20 protein-coding genes and 1 riboswitch are annotated in these 16,828 nt (G+C 53.6%); of the genes, 6 read left to right on the top strand and 14 right to left on the bottom strand.

The window, feature by feature from the left end; all coding sequences use genetic code 11:
- Positions 1-64 precede the first annotated feature (64 nt).
- The gene (gene sucD, locus M2118_RS02715) at positions 65-952 is read right to left on the bottom strand and encodes a succinate--CoA ligase subunit alpha (RefSeq protein ID WP_280794434.1); all 888 of its coding nucleotides are present in this window, start codon (positions 950-952) and stop codon (positions 65-67) included.
- A 27-nt stretch (positions 953-979) separates the two neighbouring features.
- The gene (gene sucC, locus M2118_RS02720) at positions 980-2,143 is read right to left on the bottom strand and encodes an ADP-forming succinate--CoA ligase subunit beta (protein ID WP_280794435.1); all 1,164 of its coding nucleotides are present in this window, start codon (positions 2,141-2,143) and stop codon (positions 980-982) included.
- A 186-nt stretch (positions 2,144-2,329) separates the two neighbouring features.
- Between sucC and M2118_RS02725 the strand changes: the two genes are divergently transcribed.
- Positions 2,330-3,052, top strand: a complete 723-nt coding sequence (locus tag M2118_RS02725) for a VIT1/CCC1 transporter family protein (RefSeq protein WP_280794436.1) — start codon at positions 2,330-2,332, stop codon at positions 3,050-3,052.
- Here the strand turns inward: M2118_RS02725 and M2118_RS02730 are convergent.
- Genes M2118_RS02730 through M2118_RS02745 form a run of 4 tightly spaced genes read right to left on the bottom strand, consistent with a single transcriptional unit; the run spans position 3,049 to position 7,940 of the window.
- Positions 3,049-5,376, bottom strand: a complete 2,328-nt coding sequence (locus M2118_RS02730) for an ATP-dependent helicase (RefSeq protein WP_280794437.1) — start codon at positions 5,374-5,376, stop codon at positions 3,049-3,051. The genes M2118_RS02725 and M2118_RS02730 overlap by 4 nt on opposite strands.
- Before the next feature lie 12 nt (positions 5,377-5,388).
- On the bottom strand, positions 5,389-6,387 hold the full coding sequence (locus M2118_RS02735) for a glycerophosphodiester phosphodiesterase family protein (RefSeq protein ID WP_280794438.1): 999 nt from the start codon (positions 6,385-6,387) through the stop codon (positions 5,389-5,391).
- Between the two features lie 4 nt (positions 6,388-6,391).
- On the bottom strand, positions 6,392-6,733 hold the full coding sequence (locus M2118_RS02740; protein WP_280794439.1) for a helix-turn-helix transcriptional regulator: 342 nt from the start codon (positions 6,731-6,733) through the stop codon (positions 6,392-6,394).
- Positions 6,726-7,940, bottom strand: coding sequence for a Fic family protein (locus tag M2118_RS02745; RefSeq protein WP_280794440.1), 1,215 nt, complete (start codon positions 7,938-7,940; stop codon positions 6,726-6,728). Before M2118_RS02745 ends, M2118_RS02740 begins: the two co-directional genes overlap by 8 nt.
- Before the next feature lie 236 nt (positions 7,941-8,176).
- Between M2118_RS02745 and M2118_RS02750 the strand changes: the two genes are divergently transcribed.
- The gene (locus M2118_RS02750) at positions 8,177-8,971 is read left to right on the top strand and encodes a Bax inhibitor-1/YccA family protein (RefSeq protein WP_280794441.1); all 795 of its coding nucleotides are present in this window, start codon (positions 8,177-8,179) and stop codon (positions 8,969-8,971) included.
- Between the two features lie 67 nt (positions 8,972-9,038).
- Here the strand turns inward: M2118_RS02750 and M2118_RS02755 are convergent, their stop codons facing one another.
- Complete coding sequence (locus M2118_RS02755) at positions 9,039-9,323, bottom strand: hypothetical protein (protein WP_280794442.1); 285 nt, start codon at positions 9,321-9,323, stop codon at positions 9,039-9,041.
- A gap of 504 nt (positions 9,324-9,827) precedes the next feature.
- On the opposite strand from M2118_RS02755, the gene M2118_RS02760 reads away from it, so the two are divergent.
- Positions 9,828-10,217, top strand: a complete 390-nt coding sequence (locus tag M2118_RS02760; protein ID WP_280794443.1) for a hypothetical protein — start codon at positions 9,828-9,830, stop codon at positions 10,215-10,217.
- A gap of 4 nt (positions 10,218-10,221) precedes the next feature.
- Here M2118_RS02760 and M2118_RS02765 read toward each other — a convergent pair whose 3' ends face one another.
- The 4 genes from M2118_RS02765 to M2118_RS02780 form a co-directional block, all read right to left on the bottom strand.
- Positions 10,222-10,497, bottom strand: a complete 276-nt coding sequence (locus tag M2118_RS02765) for a hypothetical protein (protein ID WP_280794444.1) — start codon at positions 10,495-10,497, stop codon at positions 10,222-10,224.
- A 10-nt stretch (positions 10,498-10,507) separates the two neighbouring features.
- Positions 10,508-10,894 carry a hypothetical protein gene (locus M2118_RS02770; RefSeq protein WP_280794445.1) on the bottom strand — a complete coding sequence of 129 codons (387 nt, stop codon included), beginning with the start codon at positions 10,892-10,894 and terminating at the stop codon, positions 10,508-10,510.
- A 159-nt stretch (positions 10,895-11,053) separates the two neighbouring features.
- Entirely contained in the window at positions 11,054-11,329 is a 276-nt protein-coding gene (locus tag M2118_RS02775; RefSeq protein WP_280794446.1) for a hypothetical protein, read from the bottom strand.
- A 1-nt stretch (position 11,330) separates the two neighbouring features.
- Positions 11,331-11,720, bottom strand: a complete 390-nt coding sequence (locus tag M2118_RS02780) for an EndoU domain-containing protein (protein WP_280794447.1) — start codon at positions 11,718-11,720, stop codon at positions 11,331-11,333.
- A 130-nt stretch (positions 11,721-11,850) separates the two neighbouring features.
- On the opposite strand from M2118_RS02780, the gene M2118_RS02785 reads away from it, so the two are divergent.
- Complete coding sequence (locus M2118_RS02785) at positions 11,851-12,132, top strand: hypothetical protein (protein ID WP_280794448.1); 282 nt, start codon at positions 11,851-11,853, stop codon at positions 12,130-12,132.
- A 34-nt stretch (positions 12,133-12,166) separates the two neighbouring features.
- Positions 12,167-12,829, top strand: a complete 663-nt coding sequence (locus tag M2118_RS02790; RefSeq protein ID WP_280794449.1) for a hypothetical protein — start codon at positions 12,167-12,169, stop codon at positions 12,827-12,829.
- 36 nt (positions 12,830-12,865) lie between these two features.
- On the opposite strand, the gene M2118_RS02795 is transcribed toward M2118_RS02790, so the two are convergent.
- Positions 12,866-14,119, bottom strand: coding sequence for an ATP-binding protein (locus tag M2118_RS02795; RefSeq protein WP_280794450.1), 1,254 nt, complete (start codon positions 14,117-14,119; stop codon positions 12,866-12,868).
- Positions 14,120-14,362: 243 nt separating this feature from the next.
- Positions 14,363-14,482: riboswitch (SAM riboswitch) on the top strand.
- Between the two features lie 40 nt (positions 14,483-14,522).
- Between M2118_RS02795 and M2118_RS02800 the strand changes: the two genes are divergently transcribed.
- Positions 14,523-15,299, top strand: a complete 777-nt coding sequence (locus tag M2118_RS02800) for a hypothetical protein (protein WP_280794451.1) — start codon at positions 14,523-14,525, stop codon at positions 15,297-15,299.
- Here the strand turns inward: M2118_RS02800 and M2118_RS02805 are convergent.
- Positions 15,286-16,254: a nucleotidyl transferase AbiEii/AbiGii toxin family protein gene (locus M2118_RS02805; RefSeq protein WP_280794452.1), complete on the bottom strand. Its 969-nt coding sequence runs from the start codon at positions 16,252-16,254 to the stop codon at positions 15,286-15,288. The genes M2118_RS02800 and M2118_RS02805 overlap by 14 nt on opposite strands.
- A complete protein-coding gene (locus M2118_RS02810; protein WP_280794453.1) occupies positions 16,247-16,813 on the bottom strand; it encodes a type IV toxin-antitoxin system AbiEi family antitoxin domain-containing protein in 567 nt (188 codons plus the stop codon). The genes M2118_RS02805 and M2118_RS02810 overlap by 8 nt, the downstream gene beginning before the upstream one ends.
- Positions 16,814-16,828 lie beyond the last annotated feature (15 nt).

Raw genomic sequence — 16,828 nt, forward strand, 5'->3', positions numbered from 1 at the left:
ACAGTTGGGGTTAAACGAACTCGGCGCTCCCCCGAAGGGAAGCGCCGAGTGAAAGCAGCCTGAATTAGAGGCTTGCCATGATTTCGCGCATCAGGCGAGCAGCCTCGGAAGGAGTCTTTCCAACCTTGACGCCGGCAGCCTCGAGGGCTTCCTTCTTTGCCTGAGCGGTTCCAGCGGAACCAGAAACGATTGCACCAGCGTGACCCATGGTCTTACCTTCGGGAGCGGTGAAGCCAGCAACATAGCCAACAACTGGCTTGGTTACGTTCGCCTTGATGAAGTCTGCAGCGCGCTCTTCAGCGTCACCACCGATTTCACCGATCATGACGATGGCTTTGGTCTCGGGGTCAGCCTCGAATGCAGCAAGTGCATCGATGTGAGTGGTGCCGATGATGGGGTCTCCACCAATACCAATAGCGGTTGAGAAGCCGAGGTCGCGCAGCTCGAACATCATCTGGTAGGTCAGGGTTCCAGACTTGGAAACCAGACCGATGGGGCCCTTGCCGGTGATGTTCGCAGGGGTAATACCTACGAGTGCCTCACCAGGGGTGATGATGCCGGGGCAGTTAGGACCAATGATGCGAGTCTTCGCACCCTTCTCCTTGGCGTATGCCCAGAACTCAGCAGAGTCCTGAACGGGAACGCCCTCGGTGATGATGACGAGCAGAGGAATCTCTGCGTCGATTGCTTCGACAACGGCATCCTTGGTGAATGCAGGAGGAACGAATGCGATCGAGACATCAGCGCCGGTTGCTGCCATTGCTTCTGCAACGGTGGCGAAAACGGGAAGCTCAACGTCACCGTGAGTCACAGTGGTGCCTGCCTTGCGAGCGTTCACACCACCGACGATCTGGGTGCCAGCTGCGAGCATACGAGCGGTGTGCTTGGAGCCCTCACCACCGGTGATGCCCTGCACGATGACCTTGGAGTCTTTGTTCAGAAAGATTGACATTTCTTATCCTTGAATATTCGTGAGGGCTTAGCGGGCAGCGAGTTCAGCGGCCTTGTCGGCGCCGTCATCCATGCTGTCTGCGATGGTTACGAGTGGGTGGTTAGCCTCGGCGAGGATACGACGACCCTCGTCGACGTTGTTGCCGTCAAGGCGAACAACGAGAGGCTTGTTAGCAGCGGAACCGAGAGTTGCCAATGCCTGGACGATACCGTTTGCCACAGCGTCACATGCGGTGATACCACCGAAGACGTTGACGAAAACGCTCTTGACCTGGGCGTCACCGAGGATGACATCGAGACCAGCAGCCATAACCTCAGCAGAAGCTCCACCACCGATGTCGAGGAAGTTAGCGGGCTTGACCCCACCGTGCTTCTCACCAGCGTAAGCAACAACGTCGAGGGTGCTCATCACGAGACCTGCACCGTTACCGATGATGCCAACCTCACCGTCAAGCTTGACGTAGTTGAGGTCTGCAGCCTTAGCCTTGGCCTCGAGAGGGTCAGCAGCTGCCTTGTCTTCGAGTGCTGCGTGGTTCTCGTGACGGAACTCAGCGTTCTCATCGAGGGAGACCTTGCCGTCGAGAGCGATGATGTCGCCTTCTTCGGTGAGAACCAATGGGTTGACCTCAACGAGAGTGGCGTCTTCGCCGGTGTAAACCTCGTAGAGCTTGACGAAGACAGGAGCAACCTTGTCTACGAGCTCTGCAGGGAACTTAGCTGCAACAGCAATGCGCTTGGCTTCAGCCAGGTCGATGCCCTTGATGGGGTTGACCTCGATGCGAGCAAGAGCCTCGGGACGCTCGACTGCGAGCTGCTCGATCTCCATGCCACCTTCGTAGGAAGTCAGCGAGAGGTAAGAGCGGTTTGCACGGTCCAGCAGTACGGAGAAGTAGAACTCTTCAGCAATGCGAGCACCAGCGGCAACCATGACGCGCTTGACGACGTGGCCCTTGATGTCGAGACCAAGAATGGCCTTTGCTGCTTCTTCAGCTTCCTCAGGGGTCTTAGCGACCTTGACGCCGCCAGCCTTACCGCGGCCGCCAACCTTGACCTGAGCCTTGACGACGACAACGCCGCCCAGCTTTTCTGCTGCAGCACGAGCTTCAGCAGGGGTGTCTGCGATGATGCCAGCGAGCACGGGAACACCGTAGCTCTCGAATAGGTCCCTGGCTTGGTATTCGTAAAGATCCACGTGATTTCCTAATCCGCGTTGAGCGATAAAGAGGGGAGTGTAAATAAATCTGAATAGTTAAAAGTAACTTGATATCAAGATAAATTGACTGGTTCGACTTTACCTGTTTTTTTCGCGAATTACACCTCCTATTAGGTATGGCTAACCAAAGTGGCAGCAACAAGACAGAGCTGACAGAGTAGAGGTATGCCTGAAACAGTCCACGCACAAGGTTTTGAACCCCACGACGCCGCTTCAAACAGCAAGTTGAACTGGCTCCGTGCCGGTGTTCTTGGTGCAAACGACGGCATTGTCTCCATCGCCGCCCTGATGGTCGGTGTTGCCGCAGCAACACAGGATCCAGCAGCGCTGCTGCTCACCGGTGTCGCCGGTCTGTCCGCAGGTGCCATCTCGATGGCTCTGGGTGAATATGTTTCTGTTTCCAGCCAGCGTGACTCTGAGAAGGCCTGGATCAACAAAGAACGTCGCGAACTCGAAGAATTCCCTGAAGAAGAACTCGAAGAACTCGTGGCTCTTTATGAAGCACAGGGCCTCAAGCCGGCAACAGCACGCCAGGTTGCGGTTGAAATGACCGAAGTAGACGCCCTCAAGACCCACCTCGACATTGAGCTTGGTATCAACCAGGAAGAACTCACCAACCCGATGGCAGCTGCCATCTCGTCGGCGATCTCCTTCTTTGCAGGTGCCATCCTGCCTTTGCTCGCAGTTCTGCTGGTTCCCGGCGCTGCAAAGATTCCAGCAACTGTTGCTGCTTCACTGATTGCTTTAGCCCTCACCGGCGGCGTGGGCGCATTCATTGGTGGGGCACCAGTCCCCCGCGCAATCCTGCGCGTGACCATTGGTGGCGCAGCTGCTCTCGCTGTGACCTACTTCATTGGTTCGCTGCTGGGTGGCAACGCAGGTATCTAGAGCTTCTCAATCGGAGCGATCTTGATCAGGAGCTTCTTCGCTCCTGCAGAATCAAACTTCACGTGGGCAACGCGCTTCGCGCCTTCGCCCGTGACTTGGTTTACCGTTCCCTCACCAAAGTCGGCGTGAGAAATACGGTCCCCGGCAACCAGCTCTAAGTCGCCGTTGTCACGAATCTTGTTCGTGACGCGGTTAGCCCATTCGGTCTTGGGTTTCGGAGTTGCCTCGAGAGAGTTCCAACCACCCTCGGTTGAACCCCAGCCACCAAGTTCACTTGAGCCAAAGCCACCGTCATAGCGAGAACCGCGAGCATTGAGTGCACGTGACTGGTAACCGTCACGGCCATTGGCCATGCCGGGTGACTGGCGCCATTCAATGAGCTCAGAGGGAATCTCTTGCAGATAGCGCGAAGGCATTGCCACGTTGGTCTGACCAAACTGGGCACGGCTCATCGCTAGAGAGAGGAACAAGCGTTTGCGAGCACGGGTAATACCCACATAGAACAGACGGCGCTCTTCGGCAGGTCCACCAGGTTCACCAGCGGACATTCGGTGAGGGAGAAGTTCTTCCTCCACGCCGGTAATAAACACTGCGTTGTATTCCAAGCCCTTGGCGGTGTGGAGGGTCATCAGGGAGACCGTTCCACTGGCGTCATCGAGTTCGTCCGCTGCTGCAACGAGAGAAACCTCAGTGAGGAAGTCAATGAGTGTGCCACCAGGGTTGTTTTTGTCGAATTCCTTGGTCACCGCCAAGAGTTCTTCCACGTTCTCGGCACGAGCTTCATCTTGAGGGTCTCGTGTTGCACGCAGCAGATCCACATACCCGGTCTCTTCCAAGATGCGAGTCAGCACATCACCGACTGGACCAGACTCCGCCAATGCTGTGGCCTCATCAATGAGGCCTGACAGCTTGGCGATCGCACCAGAAACTTTGGGGCCTAATCCAAGAGAGTCCGCAGAGCGCAGTGCTTCGCGCAGCGTGATCTGGTTGGTGTCGGCATAGTTCTGCAGACCTGTTTCGGTTGCAGGGCCAATACCGCGCTTGGGAACGTTCAAGATTCTGCGCACAGCGAGAGAATCAGCAGGGTTGGCAATGGTGACTAGGTAACCCAGGATGTCTTTGATTTCCGCACGCTCATAGAACTTCGTGCCGCCCAAGATTCGGTAGGGCACAGCAGAGCGAATGAAGATTTCTTCCAACGCACGGGTCTGAGAGTTGGTGCGATAGAACACAGCCATCTCGTTGTAACCCATACCTGCACCGTGGAGAGTACTGATCTCATCAACGACGAACTGAGCTTCATCGTGTGCGGAGTAACCGGTGAAGCCCACAATGAGCTCACCGTCTCCCACATCACTCCAGAGCTTCTTGTCCTTGCGGTCAAAGTTGTTGGAGATCACTGAGTTAGCTGCAGAAAGAATGGTCTGGGTAGAGCGGTAGTTCTGCTCCAGCATCACCACGTGAGCGCCCGTGAAGTCACGCTCGAACTCGGCAATATTGCGCATGTCTGCGCCACGGAAGGCATAGATGGACTGGTCGGAGTCACCGACCACGGTCAGTGATCCGCCAGGCATGCCATCAGCGGTCTCTCGGGTGAGCTCGTGGATGAGCGCATACTGAGCGTGGTTCGTGTCCTGGTACTCATCGACCAGGACGTGACGAAACTGCTTGCGGTAGTGATCTGCCACGTGCGGGAACGCACGGAACAAGAACACGGTCTGCGCAATCAAGTCATCGAAGTCGAAAGCATTCGCTGCCTGCAACGCACGGGTATACCCGCGGAAGACCTCAAGGAACTTCACTTCGGTGGGGTCGTTGAGGTTGGCATTGCGTGAATAGCTGTCCACGTCAGAGAGCTCGTTCTTCAAACGAGAAATCTTGCCGGCAACACCGGAGACAGAAAGCCCATAGGTGTCTGCTTCGTATTCCTTGATCAAACGCTTGATCAGGGTGCGAGAGTCGTGAGAGTCATAGATGGTAAACGCTTTGGTGAAACCAAAGTTCTCTGCCTCCCGGCGGAGAATGCGCACGCAAGACGAGTGGAAGGTGGAGATCCACATTCCCTCGGTGGCGATGCCCAGCATCTTCTCTGCGCGTTCGCGCATTTCAGCAGCTGCCTTATTAGTAAAGGTGATGGCCAAGATCTGGCTAGGCCATGCTTCGCGGTTACGAATAAGTGAAGCAATACGGCGGGTGAGCACACTCGTTTTCCCCGAGCCCGCACCAGCAACAATGAGCAATGCAGGGCCCCGGTATTGCACAGCTTCTAGCTGTTGGGGGTTCAGGCCATCCAGTAACGGATCGGCAGAAGAAAGCTCACTCATAGCCCGTCAAGTCTACGGGCGAGTACGGACAGCCAAGTCGGGGTGGTCGGCGAAGGCGCCGTCCACACCCAGCTTCCAGATCATCTCGTAGAAGTCCTGCCAGTTCCCCCGAGAACCAGGACCTTCTGCCGTTCTGAACATGGGTGGCAAGAACTCATTCTCTGGGCGCAGTGTCCAGGTAAAGATTTTCAACCCCAAGTCATGAGCCTTCTGAACAATGGCTTGGCCATTCTTCAGTTCTTCTTCAGTGCCATCAAAAAGCAGAGAGGAAGCAAGGGCCAAGCCATCAAGACGGCCAGCGAATGCTTCCAAGCCCGCATCAGAGAGTTCATCGTTATTGCTAATAGAGGGCACACCTTCTGAACGAGCCCAGACCAGCTCATCAAAAGCCGTGTGGAGATTGTCCATGATGTAAAAGTGCTGCGAACCTATGCCAAGTTCACGCAAGCGCACCATGATGCTCTTCTCAAAACTCTCAATGATTAGGCGAGGATCATCCGTGCGCCAGCCAGCTAAGAAAAGATCCTGGGTCAGCAATGCTTCAAAGCTGTAACCCAGCCCAGCAAAATACGTGGGGTGCTTCAGCTCCACCACCAGGCTCAAACCACCTGGGGCTTCATCTGCGATCTCGAGCAAATCAATGAAGCGCAGAATGCCGTGCTTGTCGTCGTGTTCACGATTAGCCGGACGCAGTTCCGGCAATCGTTCACGACACATCAGTGTCGAGAGCTCAGCCCAGGTGAAGTCTTCGGTGAACCAGCCGGTGAGTTCTTCCCCGTCAACTACCTTGGTGGTCATGCGGTCCGCAAACTCTGGCTTTTCTGCCACGTTCGTGGTGCCCGAGATTTCGTTCTCGTGGCGAATAATCAAGACACCGTCTTTGGAGACAACGAGGTCCGGCTCAATAGCGTCTGAACCCAGCTGAATAGCCAATTCGTAGGCGCCGAGGGTGTGCTCGGGGTGATAGCCACTGGCGCCTCGGTGGGCGATGACGAGAGGGCGAGCAGTCATGTTTCTAGGATGCCATGGGGGTGGACGAATACGAGTCGTCACCAAGGCAAATTTCAAATGAAGTACCCAGGGCCTCAGCAATTTTCATCAAAGTAGTGAGCTGTGGCATACGAGAACCGCTCTCGAGAGAAGAGATAACGGTCTGGCTGGTTCCTACACGCTGCGCTAATTGCGCTTGGCTAAGTCCTGCCCTCTGCCGAAGAACATAAATCATTTCAGCAATATTGGTTCGCACTAATGCCGCGTCACGTGCTCGTTGATATGCCTGAAGCTCAACAGGTGAGGCTTCAGCGAGTAGAGATTCCTTGACCGCTTCGTACTCTGTCATCTCCTGCGTGCTATCCATTGACTCTCGCTCCAATCCTGCGATTGAGTTCTTCAAGTTCTGCCATGACCTCAGATACAACCCATACCCGGTTGCGCTGGCGCCCGGTTATCTCAGTCACGATGCCAGCTTCCTCGAGTTCGTCTATTCCCCCTAGAGCTGATCGTGGGGTGAGCTCTAATTCTTTCTCAACCCACTGACTAGTCAAGGTTTGGACGTCTAACAAAACATCGATCAATCTTCGAGATGCGGAACCTTCGCGAGTTTCTAACCTGTCATGCCACATCGCTGGCATGCCCACGAGTGTTCCGGCAGCAACTTGTGTTTCCTCTGCAGCAATACGGGTTCCAGAAACAAACTCCCTGAGCAAGGGGGCAAGGTCTCCCCTGCGATATGCGCCGAGTGCAGCGAAATACCGTTCGGTATTCGCTACCAACGCGCTGGCCAAAGGAACAATCGTTCTCGACGTCACTGCGCGATAACGAAGCACAGCATTAATCAGCGCCCTTCCGATACGGCCATTTCCATCTGTAAATGGGTGAATTGACTCAAATTGAGCATGAACAAGCGTGGCTTGGACAAGAGGATCTAAGTCTTGACGGTGAGCAAAGGCCAATAGATCAGACATATACATTTCGACTGTCTCGGCCGGTGGTGGAACATACAGCGCATTGCGGGGAGCGTAATTACTTCCCCCAATCCAGTTCTGCATGGTTCGCCATTTACCCGCAAAGTTAACTTCTGTTGGGTCGGATTTCATCAAAGTTTGATGTGCGGCCAAGATAGCTTTTCCCGTAATTCCTGTGCCACAGGTCGAGCCTGAAACAAGCTGATTAATCGCGCTACCAGCATCAACCATGGCAATGGCAGAGGCATTGCCATGCTTTCCAGCTAATGCCAGGGCATAGTCCATCGCTGATGCCTCAACCTGCTCGATCTTGGACGAAGCAACCCCTTCAGTTCGAATAAGAAAAGTATTCAAAGCAGTGAGTGCATGCCCATACCGGGCATCGGTTTCCACCACGGCATTGTGAGCTTGGCGCAGCTCCTCTGTCATGCCATCCGGCACAGGCAAGGTGATCTGCGCCAATAATGGGGGCAGGCTGACCGTTACTTCTCTCGTCATGCGGTCTTCTTTTGTTCCCGCACGTTGGCTTTGCTGCCACGAAACAGTGCGGTTGCCATGCGGAGACACAGGGAACGTTGGGGGCTTCTTGCGTGATGTCATGTTGCCTCCTAACCTCCAATAAAGCTGTTCTTATTATACTTTATGGTCATAAAGTAAAATAAGTAAGCACTATTTATACTTTATCCGCTTGATTGGAGGTTGCAGAGCCCGGAGGCTCTTTCTGTGGAAAGTCAGATAAACACAGCGAATTCTCAAGAAACACAGGGGTAGCACTCGGTATCGTTGTTGTTGCGCCCAGAAAGCGCACAACTTCCTGAAAGGAACTGACAACCATCATGGCTGTTAACAACCCCGCCTTCACCGGCAACAAGGCCTTCTCGCCTAACGCGACTGCTGCAGAGCTCCAGGCTCTCTATGACGCACCGTCGGCCAACCGCGCTCCTGAGCGCGCCATGACCTACGAAGACACCATTGCGAAGTCCTTCATCTCTTTCATGGTCCTCATCGTCGGCGCTGTCGCCGGATGGGTCATCACCAGCATGAACCCCGCCCTCGGCATGGGAATGATCACCGTCGCCGGTATTGGTGCTTTCGTCTTGGCTATGGTCAACATCTTCAAGAAGGAGCCAGTGCCCGCACTGATCCTTGCCTATGCCGCACTTGAGGGTGTTCTCCTCGGTGGTATCTCCCTCGTCTTCGACGCTCAGTGGAGCGGCATTGTTGCTCAGGCTGTCATTGCCACCATCGTGGTCGTGGGTGTCACCCTCGCCCTTTTTGCGAACGGCAAGATCCGCGCTTCGGCTCGTGCTACCAAGATCTTCTTCATCGCGATTATTGCGTATCTGATCTTCTCCGTGGTCAGCATGCTGATGCAGGCCTTCGGTGCCACCAGTGGCACCTTCGGCCTCAACAGCGTTGAGATCTTCGGTATCCCTCTAGGTCTGATCATTGGCCCTCTGGTTATCCTCTTGGCTGCCTACTCACTTGTCCTGGACTTCGACATGGTTCAGCGCGGAGTGCAGAACAAGGCTCCTGCGAAGTTCGCATGGACCGGTGCCTTCAGCATCATGGTCACCGTGGTCTGGCTCTACATGCAGATTCTGCAGTTCCTGGCTATCGCCCGCGACTAAGCCACAAAAACAAACAAAGAGAAATGGCCTCCCAACCGGGAGGCCATTTCTCATTTCTAGTTGAATATTATGAAGCTGCCTCGAGATACGCAGGAAGGCTACGCAGCTGTTCTGTAATGACCTCACGTTCGAGGTCTGTTTGATCTTCGAGAGGAAGAATCTTCTCTTCGAAGATGGGCGGAAGCCAGATATTGAAATGCTGAGCAATTCCGAGCCCTGTGATGATGGCTGATACCGGCTCGCCACAATTGAGCTCGATATCCATAAGACGAACTTCCTGTTCGCCCACGAAGGGTCGCAAGAAGTCACGTAGTGCATGAACAACAAATTCGCTTTCTTCCATAGCGGTCATTTTATGCCTCCAATACTGACAAATCGAGGGGAAGGCTCACTTTGAGTCCTCTCACGTTGCGAAACACTCCATCTCCACACACTGGGTAAGAAGTTGAAATTCTCATTCCCTTGGAGGTCGTCACCAACTTAACCAGCACAATGATGTTTCCGATTTGCTTCAGACACACGGTGTTTGATTGACGGCCACTGATTAATTGAGGCGAGCTCAACACATTTTCGATAGCCATTCTCACCATGGAAAGGTCCCAGCCCTCTGGGAACTCTGACTTCCTCTCGCGGCCAAGTCCATAGCGATGGCCGCCTTTAGATGGATCTTCTTCCCCCTCCCACACGTGCCGAAGGAGTTCCTCCGTAATGGGGACATGCGCAAAGGATTCAAACAACATCCGTAAAGAGTATGAAGACAGGTATTGCCTAGTAGCAACAGTTCCCACTTCCGTGGATAGGACCCCTGTTACCCAGATTGTGGACGAGAGCTTGAGCTGATTCCTAGACTGAAGCCATGAACGTTGTTACCGTTGCGTCCCTGATTGTGGTTGTTATCTCTCTAGGAGTGTTCGCATTCCAGATAGCACTCGTTGCCGGAGCACCCTGGGGTGAATACACAATGGGTGGCCAGAAGAAGGGCCCCCTCCCCACGCAGCTTCGAGTAGGCGCAGCAGTATCTGTCGTCATCATGCTTGCCCAAGCAGGTCACTACCTTGCTCAGGCCGGGGTGCTTCCCACATTGTTAGACCCCAGCTGGAACACCGTGGTCAACTGGATTTGGTTTGGCTTCACCGTGGCAGGGCTCATCATGAATTCCATCTCACGCAGCAAGAAGGAAAGGAACACCTGGGTTCCTGTCTTGCTGATCAGCACCATCTGCACATTGCTGGTGGCACTGAACTAAAGGGTTATGAAGCCTGCTGCCAAAAGGCTGGCAAGGCATCAAAGTCTTCGAGAAGCATGACGTCCCAATTCAGGGGCAACTTTCCCAGTTCGACAATCTTTTCGCGAAAAATCGGTGGAAGTGCAATTCCAAAGTGCTGAGCAATGCTGATTCCAGTGAAGATTCCTGCATCCGGTTCACCTGCATTGATATCACTATCAATGTGCGTGACCTCTGCTTCGCCCACCAATGGGCGCAGGTAATCTCTAAGCGCCCGGGCCACGAATTCACTATTGTCCATAAATCTCATACTAAAACTCCAAAACAGATAAATCGAGTGGACAAGGAATTGCCTTCCCTTTCTGGTTGATAATCACCCCGTGTCCTGAAACCGGATACGCAGTGAAGATGAACAGCCCCGCCGAATTACTCCGAAGAATTACTTTCAGTAGTACGTCTCCAACTTGACGGAAACAGATGAGCTCCGGCCCTCTGACCCGGATGCTCTCCGGAAGACTCAGAACTGCACGAATAGAGGCATCCACCATCGCGAGATCCCAATGTGCAGGAAATTCAGTCTTTCCTTCGCGTCTAAGCCCGTGACGATGGCCGCCCTTGATGGAGTCTTTCTCTCCTTCCCATACGTGCCGAAGGAGTTCCTCAGTAACCGGAACATGCGCAAAGGATTCGAAGGCCATGCGCCACAGAGTAGAAAAGCTCAGCGAGCAAAAACCCGGCTAACTCATTACTGTGCGCACGGACCTCGCAGCTCCTCCTGTGGAGGAGCTGGCGCAGCCAACATCACGGGTTAAGTAGATGTGGGTGGAGCGTCAGCTCCACCCACAAATTAGATTCACTTATGCCGCTTGGAGCGGGATGTGTTCGAGTAGGTCCATGACATCTTTGAGTTCTGCTTCTGGCCAAGCGAATTCATGAATGATGAGTTGGCGAATGTTCTCTGCAATGGGGGCCTCTGCCTGGCGTGCTGCTGCAACACCGTAATAAACCGCGCTCCGAGGATAGCCATAATCGAGTGATTCATGAGCAAGAGTCAGGTCTTCCTCGTCAACTGTTTGGCTGATGAGAGTAAGAATTCCTCGTGCAGCAATCATGGGGTCGGTCATGACAGTCATATTATCTTCCGTTCCTAAGATTGTGGAAGGGCTTCGGCACCTGAACGCCCATCACATTTTGGATAACTCCTGGTCCGCGGAGCGGGTAGGCAGCAAAAGGAATAAGCGCTGACTTATATGGAGCAAGTTCAACTCTGATCTCAACGCCTGCAACGATGCGCTTCAAGAAAACTCTGGCGCCTACCAGCTCAACGAAGTCCGGCTGTTTCAGCACGCTCTGAAGAGCAGTCACAATGTGTACTTGTGACCAATCTGGTGGGAACTCCGTCTTATTTTCATGTTTCATCCCAGAGAGGTGTCCTCCCTTTCCTGGGTCTCCCTCTTCACCGAACAAAACATGAGCAATGAACTCGTCTGTGAGCGTCACATGGGAGTAATCGAGAAAGGTCATCCCGCGATTGTTGCTGTTGTGCTGACCACACCTCGTTGAGGAATTCAGAGTGTGGAGAGGGAAGAACATCCTCTGGATGTGGAGGGAATGTCCGTACCCCCTTCTACAGTCACAACTGGAGGGAACAACTATGGAATTTATTGCAGGCTTTCTGCTTATTGCTGGTATTGGTGCCGCTGCATGGGGAGTGATCTACTTCTTCGTTGCGATCGTGAAAGCAATGTTTACACCGCCCCCACCGGGCAGCACCCAGGTGACGCCGTCGAACGACGGCGACAACATTGATGGCATGAACAATGGGGACTACTACAGCGGTCCCCATGGCTACTCAGCCATGACCGGGTATCCCGAGACCCAATACGGGTCAGGGTTTGATCCAGACGCTGAGTGGAACCACGAAGAAGAGTACTAACTTCACATATTCATTGAGGGGAAAGAACAACACCATGGATACATCAGTCAAGAAAACACAACGAACCACAGCACGCTTACGTTCAGTAACGGGAGGGCGCGCATCGCGCGCCGAGGTATACGGCCTCTTTATCGCAGCCGTCGTGCTCGTTGGCGGCGGCGTCACCGGTGCTATTGCCTATAGCAATGGAGACATCACACTGCCCACAGTGACGGCAACAGAAACACCGTCACCCACCGACTCCAACACAACAGGACCTGCAGAACTCACACCCGAAACTGCAGCAGGAACAGAAAGCGATACCTCTGCTCCAGGGAACACCACCACCGTGACTCCACGTTCAACGCTGAGCGTGGAAACCTGCGCCTACACCCCAGCAGAACTTGCCTACTACGACAGCATTCGTGCAACGAAACAGCAAGCAGTTGACTATGCCCAAATGGAGGTCAACGGAACACATGCAGCCATCGCTAGTAACACCGCTCATCTCGAGGAACTCCTGGCAGCCCCCTACCGTCCTATTGAAGTATTCCAATGGCACCCAGACGGAACACCTGCCGCTTACCGCGTTGACTCGAACGAGGAAATAGCGTTCGAGCGTCAACGCATTCTGGACAACCAGTCACAATTAGCCAGAGCAGAAGAGAACCTTCGCAGAGCAATCGCAGATCGGGATCTCATCCCTGGTTGCTCATAATTTGTGTTTAGTCATCAGTGAAGGCCTGGAACATTCTTATGGCCCCAACACGGAAATAGGGATGACAAGTACACCGTCAGGGCGACGATAGGTATACCTTCCAGCGTTAATGACGATCAAAGCAACAGGCTTGCCATGTCGTGCTGTGTCAACCTTTTCTGCAAAAGATAGAAGTGATGCTGCAGCCGCGTCTGTTGCGTTTTCTCCTAATTTCACTTCTACTGCAGCCCATGATCCGTTGGGAAGTTCAATGATGAGGTCAACTTCTTTGTTGAGCTTTGTGTCCCGCCACGAGGAGAGTGAGGCATCAAGAGCCTGGCTATAGACGCGAATATCTCTCATGACCAGAGCTTCAAAGTGGAACCCTGCAGCCGGCAAATCTGCTAACAGCTCAGAAGTTCCTATCCCCAGAGCCGCAGGTCCAATGGAAGGGTCAACAAAGTAATGCACTGCTGATGTGCGCAATTGCGATGGTGAACGCATATGAGGCCGCCATGCGGGGAGAGTCTCGATCAGGAACAGTCTTTCAAGAGCATCGAGATAGTTGTTGAGCGTTTCAGATGCGATTGGTCCACTTTCGCCACCGGCCTCAACCTCAAGTGGTGCTCGTTTGAGTGGAGTTCCCACTCCTCGCGCAAGGGCAGATAGCAGGCGCTTCAGATTTGCTGGTTGGCGACGCGGGCCCATAGCGGGGATGTCGACCTCAGCAACGTTCTTGAGATAGTTTCCCATCCATCGCCGTGCCAAATTCTCATCTAGTTCTACTGCTTCGGGCCATCCGCCAATGACAATTCGTTCAATAATTTCGCGCACACTCATTGTGCTCGGAGTAGCTTGTGGGGTGTGTCCAGCTAGTACTGAAGCAAGACTGACTTCTCCCGTTGAGTGTCCAGATTCAAACAAACTCATTGGTCTCATCATGATGCGACTAATACGTCCAGCCCCAGGATGCAATCTTGCGTTATCACGAGGAGTTGCAGACCCTGTGAGGAGATAAAGCCCTCTCTCGCTGTGTTCATCCACTGCACGGCGAACCGCATTCCAAAGTTCAGGAAGTTCTTGCCATTCGTCAAAAAGAATGGGAGTCGGAGCGTCAAAGAGCAGTCCTGGGTCTGCGTCAAACATGGTCCGAGCCGCCCGATCCATATCAAGTCGATATGTGGTCTGGGCTACCTGGGAAGCGGACTGGGTCTTTCCAACTGCCTTGGGCCCCTCTAGCAGCACAGCGCCCATGACTGTGAGCTCTGTATGTAGCTCAGAGTCGATCACTCTGGAACGGTGCGCTTTCATGTTATTAATCTACACTTTATCTAAATTGAAATCTACATTTTATCTAATCTGAAATCTACGCTATATCTATCGCTGCAAACCCAGCTGAGATAGCCACAGCCGCGCACATTTTGACGGTGCCGTTAACGCCACAGTAATAAAGCAGCACCGTCTGGTGCCCGCTAGATACCAATTGCGTGAAAAGTAGCGTCTGCGAAAACGTGTGGAGGGAATGTCCGTACCCCCTGCAATACTTAATCCCACGTTCCAGAGCGATAGCGCCAAGTACCTAGCTAGCTATCCGGCAACCCCCAACCATTGAGTGGGGTGCCCTAGGGGAAGAACGGATCCGAACTGCAACTGCAGTTCGGATAAGTCAATGGAGTGCAGAGACATCTGCCTCCACAACAACAAGGAGGCAGCAATGTCCGCACCCGAAAACCGCCTAGGCAGAGTCTCAGGAGAGAAAGAACCCCTTTCCAGAGATCTCCGCCAACACAGAGAACAACTCTGGGGACCAATCCCGCCACATGAGCGCAGGCTGTGGAGCAATGCTCTCTTGGATAACCCACCCACAGACTTGAACAACATTGGCAAGCAACAAAACATGCAGCTCTATGGCCGTGATGGCATTGTCATGAATAGGCTCTGGGTTGCTGTGGCCAGACACTGGGACGACCAGGGGCTCAGCGCCTACGAGTGGTTACTGCAGCGCAACACCTTGGTGGACATTGTGGAATACAAGAGAAACCTTGAACGCGAAAGCGAGGCCACTAAGGATCACTGGGGTGATTGCACCGAACATGAACGCAGAGAATGGACCGCAGCCACGCTGCGGTTCCCTCCCATGTTCTTGGGTGCAACCATCATGGCTCTGCATGACAACCATGCCAGGAAGACCGGCATCACCAACAGTAAGACCTGGATTGAGTTAGCCCTCGAGTTCAGAGCTTCAGGGTTCACCCCTGAAGAGTTTGTTGTTCTCAACACTCAGGTGAGGAAGTTCCACAAGAGGGGACAAGTGAACAGTCTCATCACCACAACTTGGGGCCTGAACAATATCCAGTTCGTACGGCTGGGTGCCCAGCAGTGGACGAACTGGCTAGAGCGTTACCAGGCTGGTGAAGAGCCTCATGCCTTGGCTGAAGAGATCCTCGCACCTCACTGGATTGAGCAAGACCTCGGTGTTAATAATGAGTAGCGTCTAGCCCTGAATCTATGTGGAGAACCCACAGGTTCAACTCCTCAATTGCGTCAGCCAGGCTGAGGTCAAATTCTGCAGAAGCAGCAGCATGCGAGTAATCCTGCGCCCAGTGGTCGTGTGCTGTAACCACAGGCGGCCATTGACGCACGGGTAGCCCCGACAGTGCAGCTTCTGTAGAACGGGCTGTAAATACTGAAACTGCAGCTTCGCGAAGCTCGTCGAGTGTCGGATGTCCTGTTACATCAACCAAGTCACGCAGAAGCAGTAAATCTATGACATCTCTGGGGCGGTCATTTATATAGCCTGGGGGTTCGTGTGGATCGCTGACGGCATGCAGCTTTTGAGCGATCTGGTATTTCAGGGCTATTCCGACTAAAACTTCAGAATCTGGAAGACCAAAGCCGGAGAGGGGCGGGGCAATGACGTGTTCGTGCTCTTCCCCAATCCGAGCTTCATCAGGAGAGACTTCGAAAACAACTTTTCGCCAAGTCACACCCCGAATTTCCAAATAGATATTGAATCTCCGTGGATTGATAAGTTTTGTCGGCACATGAATTTCTTCTACTTCCCCACGACGCAAGGAAATGGGCCCCCATGGCAGTGCAAGTGCGCCTTCAAGCGCGACAAAGAACGCATCCAAGTCACCTCGGATGAGCCCATCGATGTCTTTGGTCGCTCGTGCTACCGAATTCAGTCGATGTTGCAGGAGCGTTCCCCCCTTGAGGAGGAAGAGATGACGCCCGTCACTATCTAACGCACGTTGAACCGCAGCAATTGCGACGGAAGATGCAATCAACCAGCCAAGTCTCCCGCCTTGTGCTTCGATACCGAGCTGACCTTGCGCGTGAGAGATCCAGGCATCTAAAACCTTTGCCGAAGCGGGTTGCTTATCTTTGGCTGGCAATACCTCCAGCATCTCGGCCACTCTTGAGGGGAGAACATCCTCACTCATGACGCGCCTCTAACTTGAGTTGCAATGCCTCTCGCTGGCCAGTGGTGAGATAGCCCTGCTTCTGGCCATTCTCTAGTGCTTGTCGCAAAAGGTAGGTCGGTGTACCGCCTTCGATGCACTGCTCTATTGCCTTCGAAGCTAGCACTATGGGGACCTCCTCCCACCACCCCTTCTCGGCGGCATCAACATCTTCATAATGCACAACATAAGCTTCGCCCCCCGTGCGGCGAATCCTGCGTTGTGGAGATACCGTCAGGTGTATCACGTGAGGATTGATATCTGTCAGCCCATAAGCATCAAGAGCGGTTTCATGGGAAAGCACTGCTTCAGGTACTCCTGTCCACAGAACAGCAAGTATTTTCTGACCATGTTCACTAACGGGATACTTTGGAAAGCGATACACGCCATGTGCCTGGCGAACTAGTGTCCCCCGGTGCACGAGCATTTGCAGTCCCGGCGTGGAGATTCCCGCCTCAACCGCTTGCTGAGCAGTCACAAACCCGTGCTGCAACTCTGCAATGTTCCACAGCACATCCCGTGCTAACTGCTTCGATTTCATGTCAATAGTATAACG

It is taken from the genome of Aurantimicrobium minutum (assembly GCF_029892845.1).
Taxonomy (GTDB): domain Bacteria; phylum Actinomycetota; class Actinomycetes; order Actinomycetales; family Microbacteriaceae; genus Aurantimicrobium; species Aurantimicrobium minutum_B.

Coding starts and splice junctions, on each gene's coding strand:
- sucD (WP_280794434.1), bottom strand. CDS start 952: ATGTCAATCTTTCTGAACAAAGACTCCAAGGTCATCGTGCAGGGCATC.
- M2118_RS02725 (WP_280794436.1), top strand. CDS start 2,330: ATGCCTGAAACAGTCCACGCACAAGGTTTTGAACCCCACGACGCCGCT.
- M2118_RS02730 (WP_280794437.1), bottom strand. CDS start 5,376: ATGAGTGAGCTTTCTTCTGCCGATCCGTTACTGGATGGCCTGAACCCC.
- M2118_RS02735 (WP_280794438.1), bottom strand. CDS start 6,387: ATGACTGCTCGCCCTCTCGTCATCGCCCACCGAGGCGCCAGTGGCTAT.
- M2118_RS02740 (WP_280794439.1), bottom strand. CDS start 6,733: ATGGATAGCACGCAGGAGATGACAGAGTACGAAGCGGTCAAGGAATCT.
- M2118_RS02745 (WP_280794440.1), bottom strand. CDS start 7,940: ATGACATCACGCAAGAAGCCCCCAACGTTCCCTGTGTCTCCGCATGGC.
- M2118_RS02750 (WP_280794441.1), top strand. CDS start 8,177: ATGGCTGTTAACAACCCCGCCTTCACCGGCAACAAGGCCTTCTCGCCT.
- M2118_RS02755 (WP_280794442.1), bottom strand. CDS start 9,323: ATGACCGCTATGGAAGAAAGCGAATTTGTTGTTCATGCACTACGTGAC.
- M2118_RS02760 (WP_280794443.1), top strand. CDS start 9,828: ATGAACGTTGTTACCGTTGCGTCCCTGATTGTGGTTGTTATCTCTCTA.
- M2118_RS02765 (WP_280794444.1), bottom strand. CDS start 10,497: ATGGACAATAGTGAATTCGTGGCCCGGGCGCTTAGAGATTACCTGCGC.
- M2118_RS02770 (WP_280794445.1), bottom strand. CDS start 10,894: ATGGCCTTCGAATCCTTTGCGCATGTTCCGGTTACTGAGGAACTCCTT.
- M2118_RS02775 (WP_280794446.1), bottom strand. CDS start 11,329: ATGACTGTCATGACCGACCCCATGATTGCTGCACGAGGAATTCTTACT.
- M2118_RS02780 (WP_280794447.1), bottom strand. CDS start 11,720: ATGACCTTTCTCGATTACTCCCATGTGACGCTCACAGACGAGTTCATT.
- M2118_RS02785 (WP_280794448.1), top strand. CDS start 11,851: ATGGAATTTATTGCAGGCTTTCTGCTTATTGCTGGTATTGGTGCCGCT.
- M2118_RS02790 (WP_280794449.1), top strand. CDS start 12,167: ATGGATACATCAGTCAAGAAAACACAACGAACCACAGCACGCTTACGT.
- M2118_RS02795 (WP_280794450.1), bottom strand. CDS start 14,119: ATGAAAGCGCACCGTTCCAGAGTGATCGACTCTGAGCTACATACAGAG.
- M2118_RS02800 (WP_280794451.1), top strand. CDS start 14,523: ATGTCCGCACCCGAAAACCGCCTAGGCAGAGTCTCAGGAGAGAAAGAA.
- M2118_RS02805 (WP_280794452.1), bottom strand. CDS start 16,254: ATGAGTGAGGATGTTCTCCCCTCAAGAGTGGCCGAGATGCTGGAGGTA.
- M2118_RS02810 (WP_280794453.1), bottom strand. CDS start 16,813: ATGAAATCGAAGCAGTTAGCACGGGATGTGCTGTGGAACATTGCAGAG.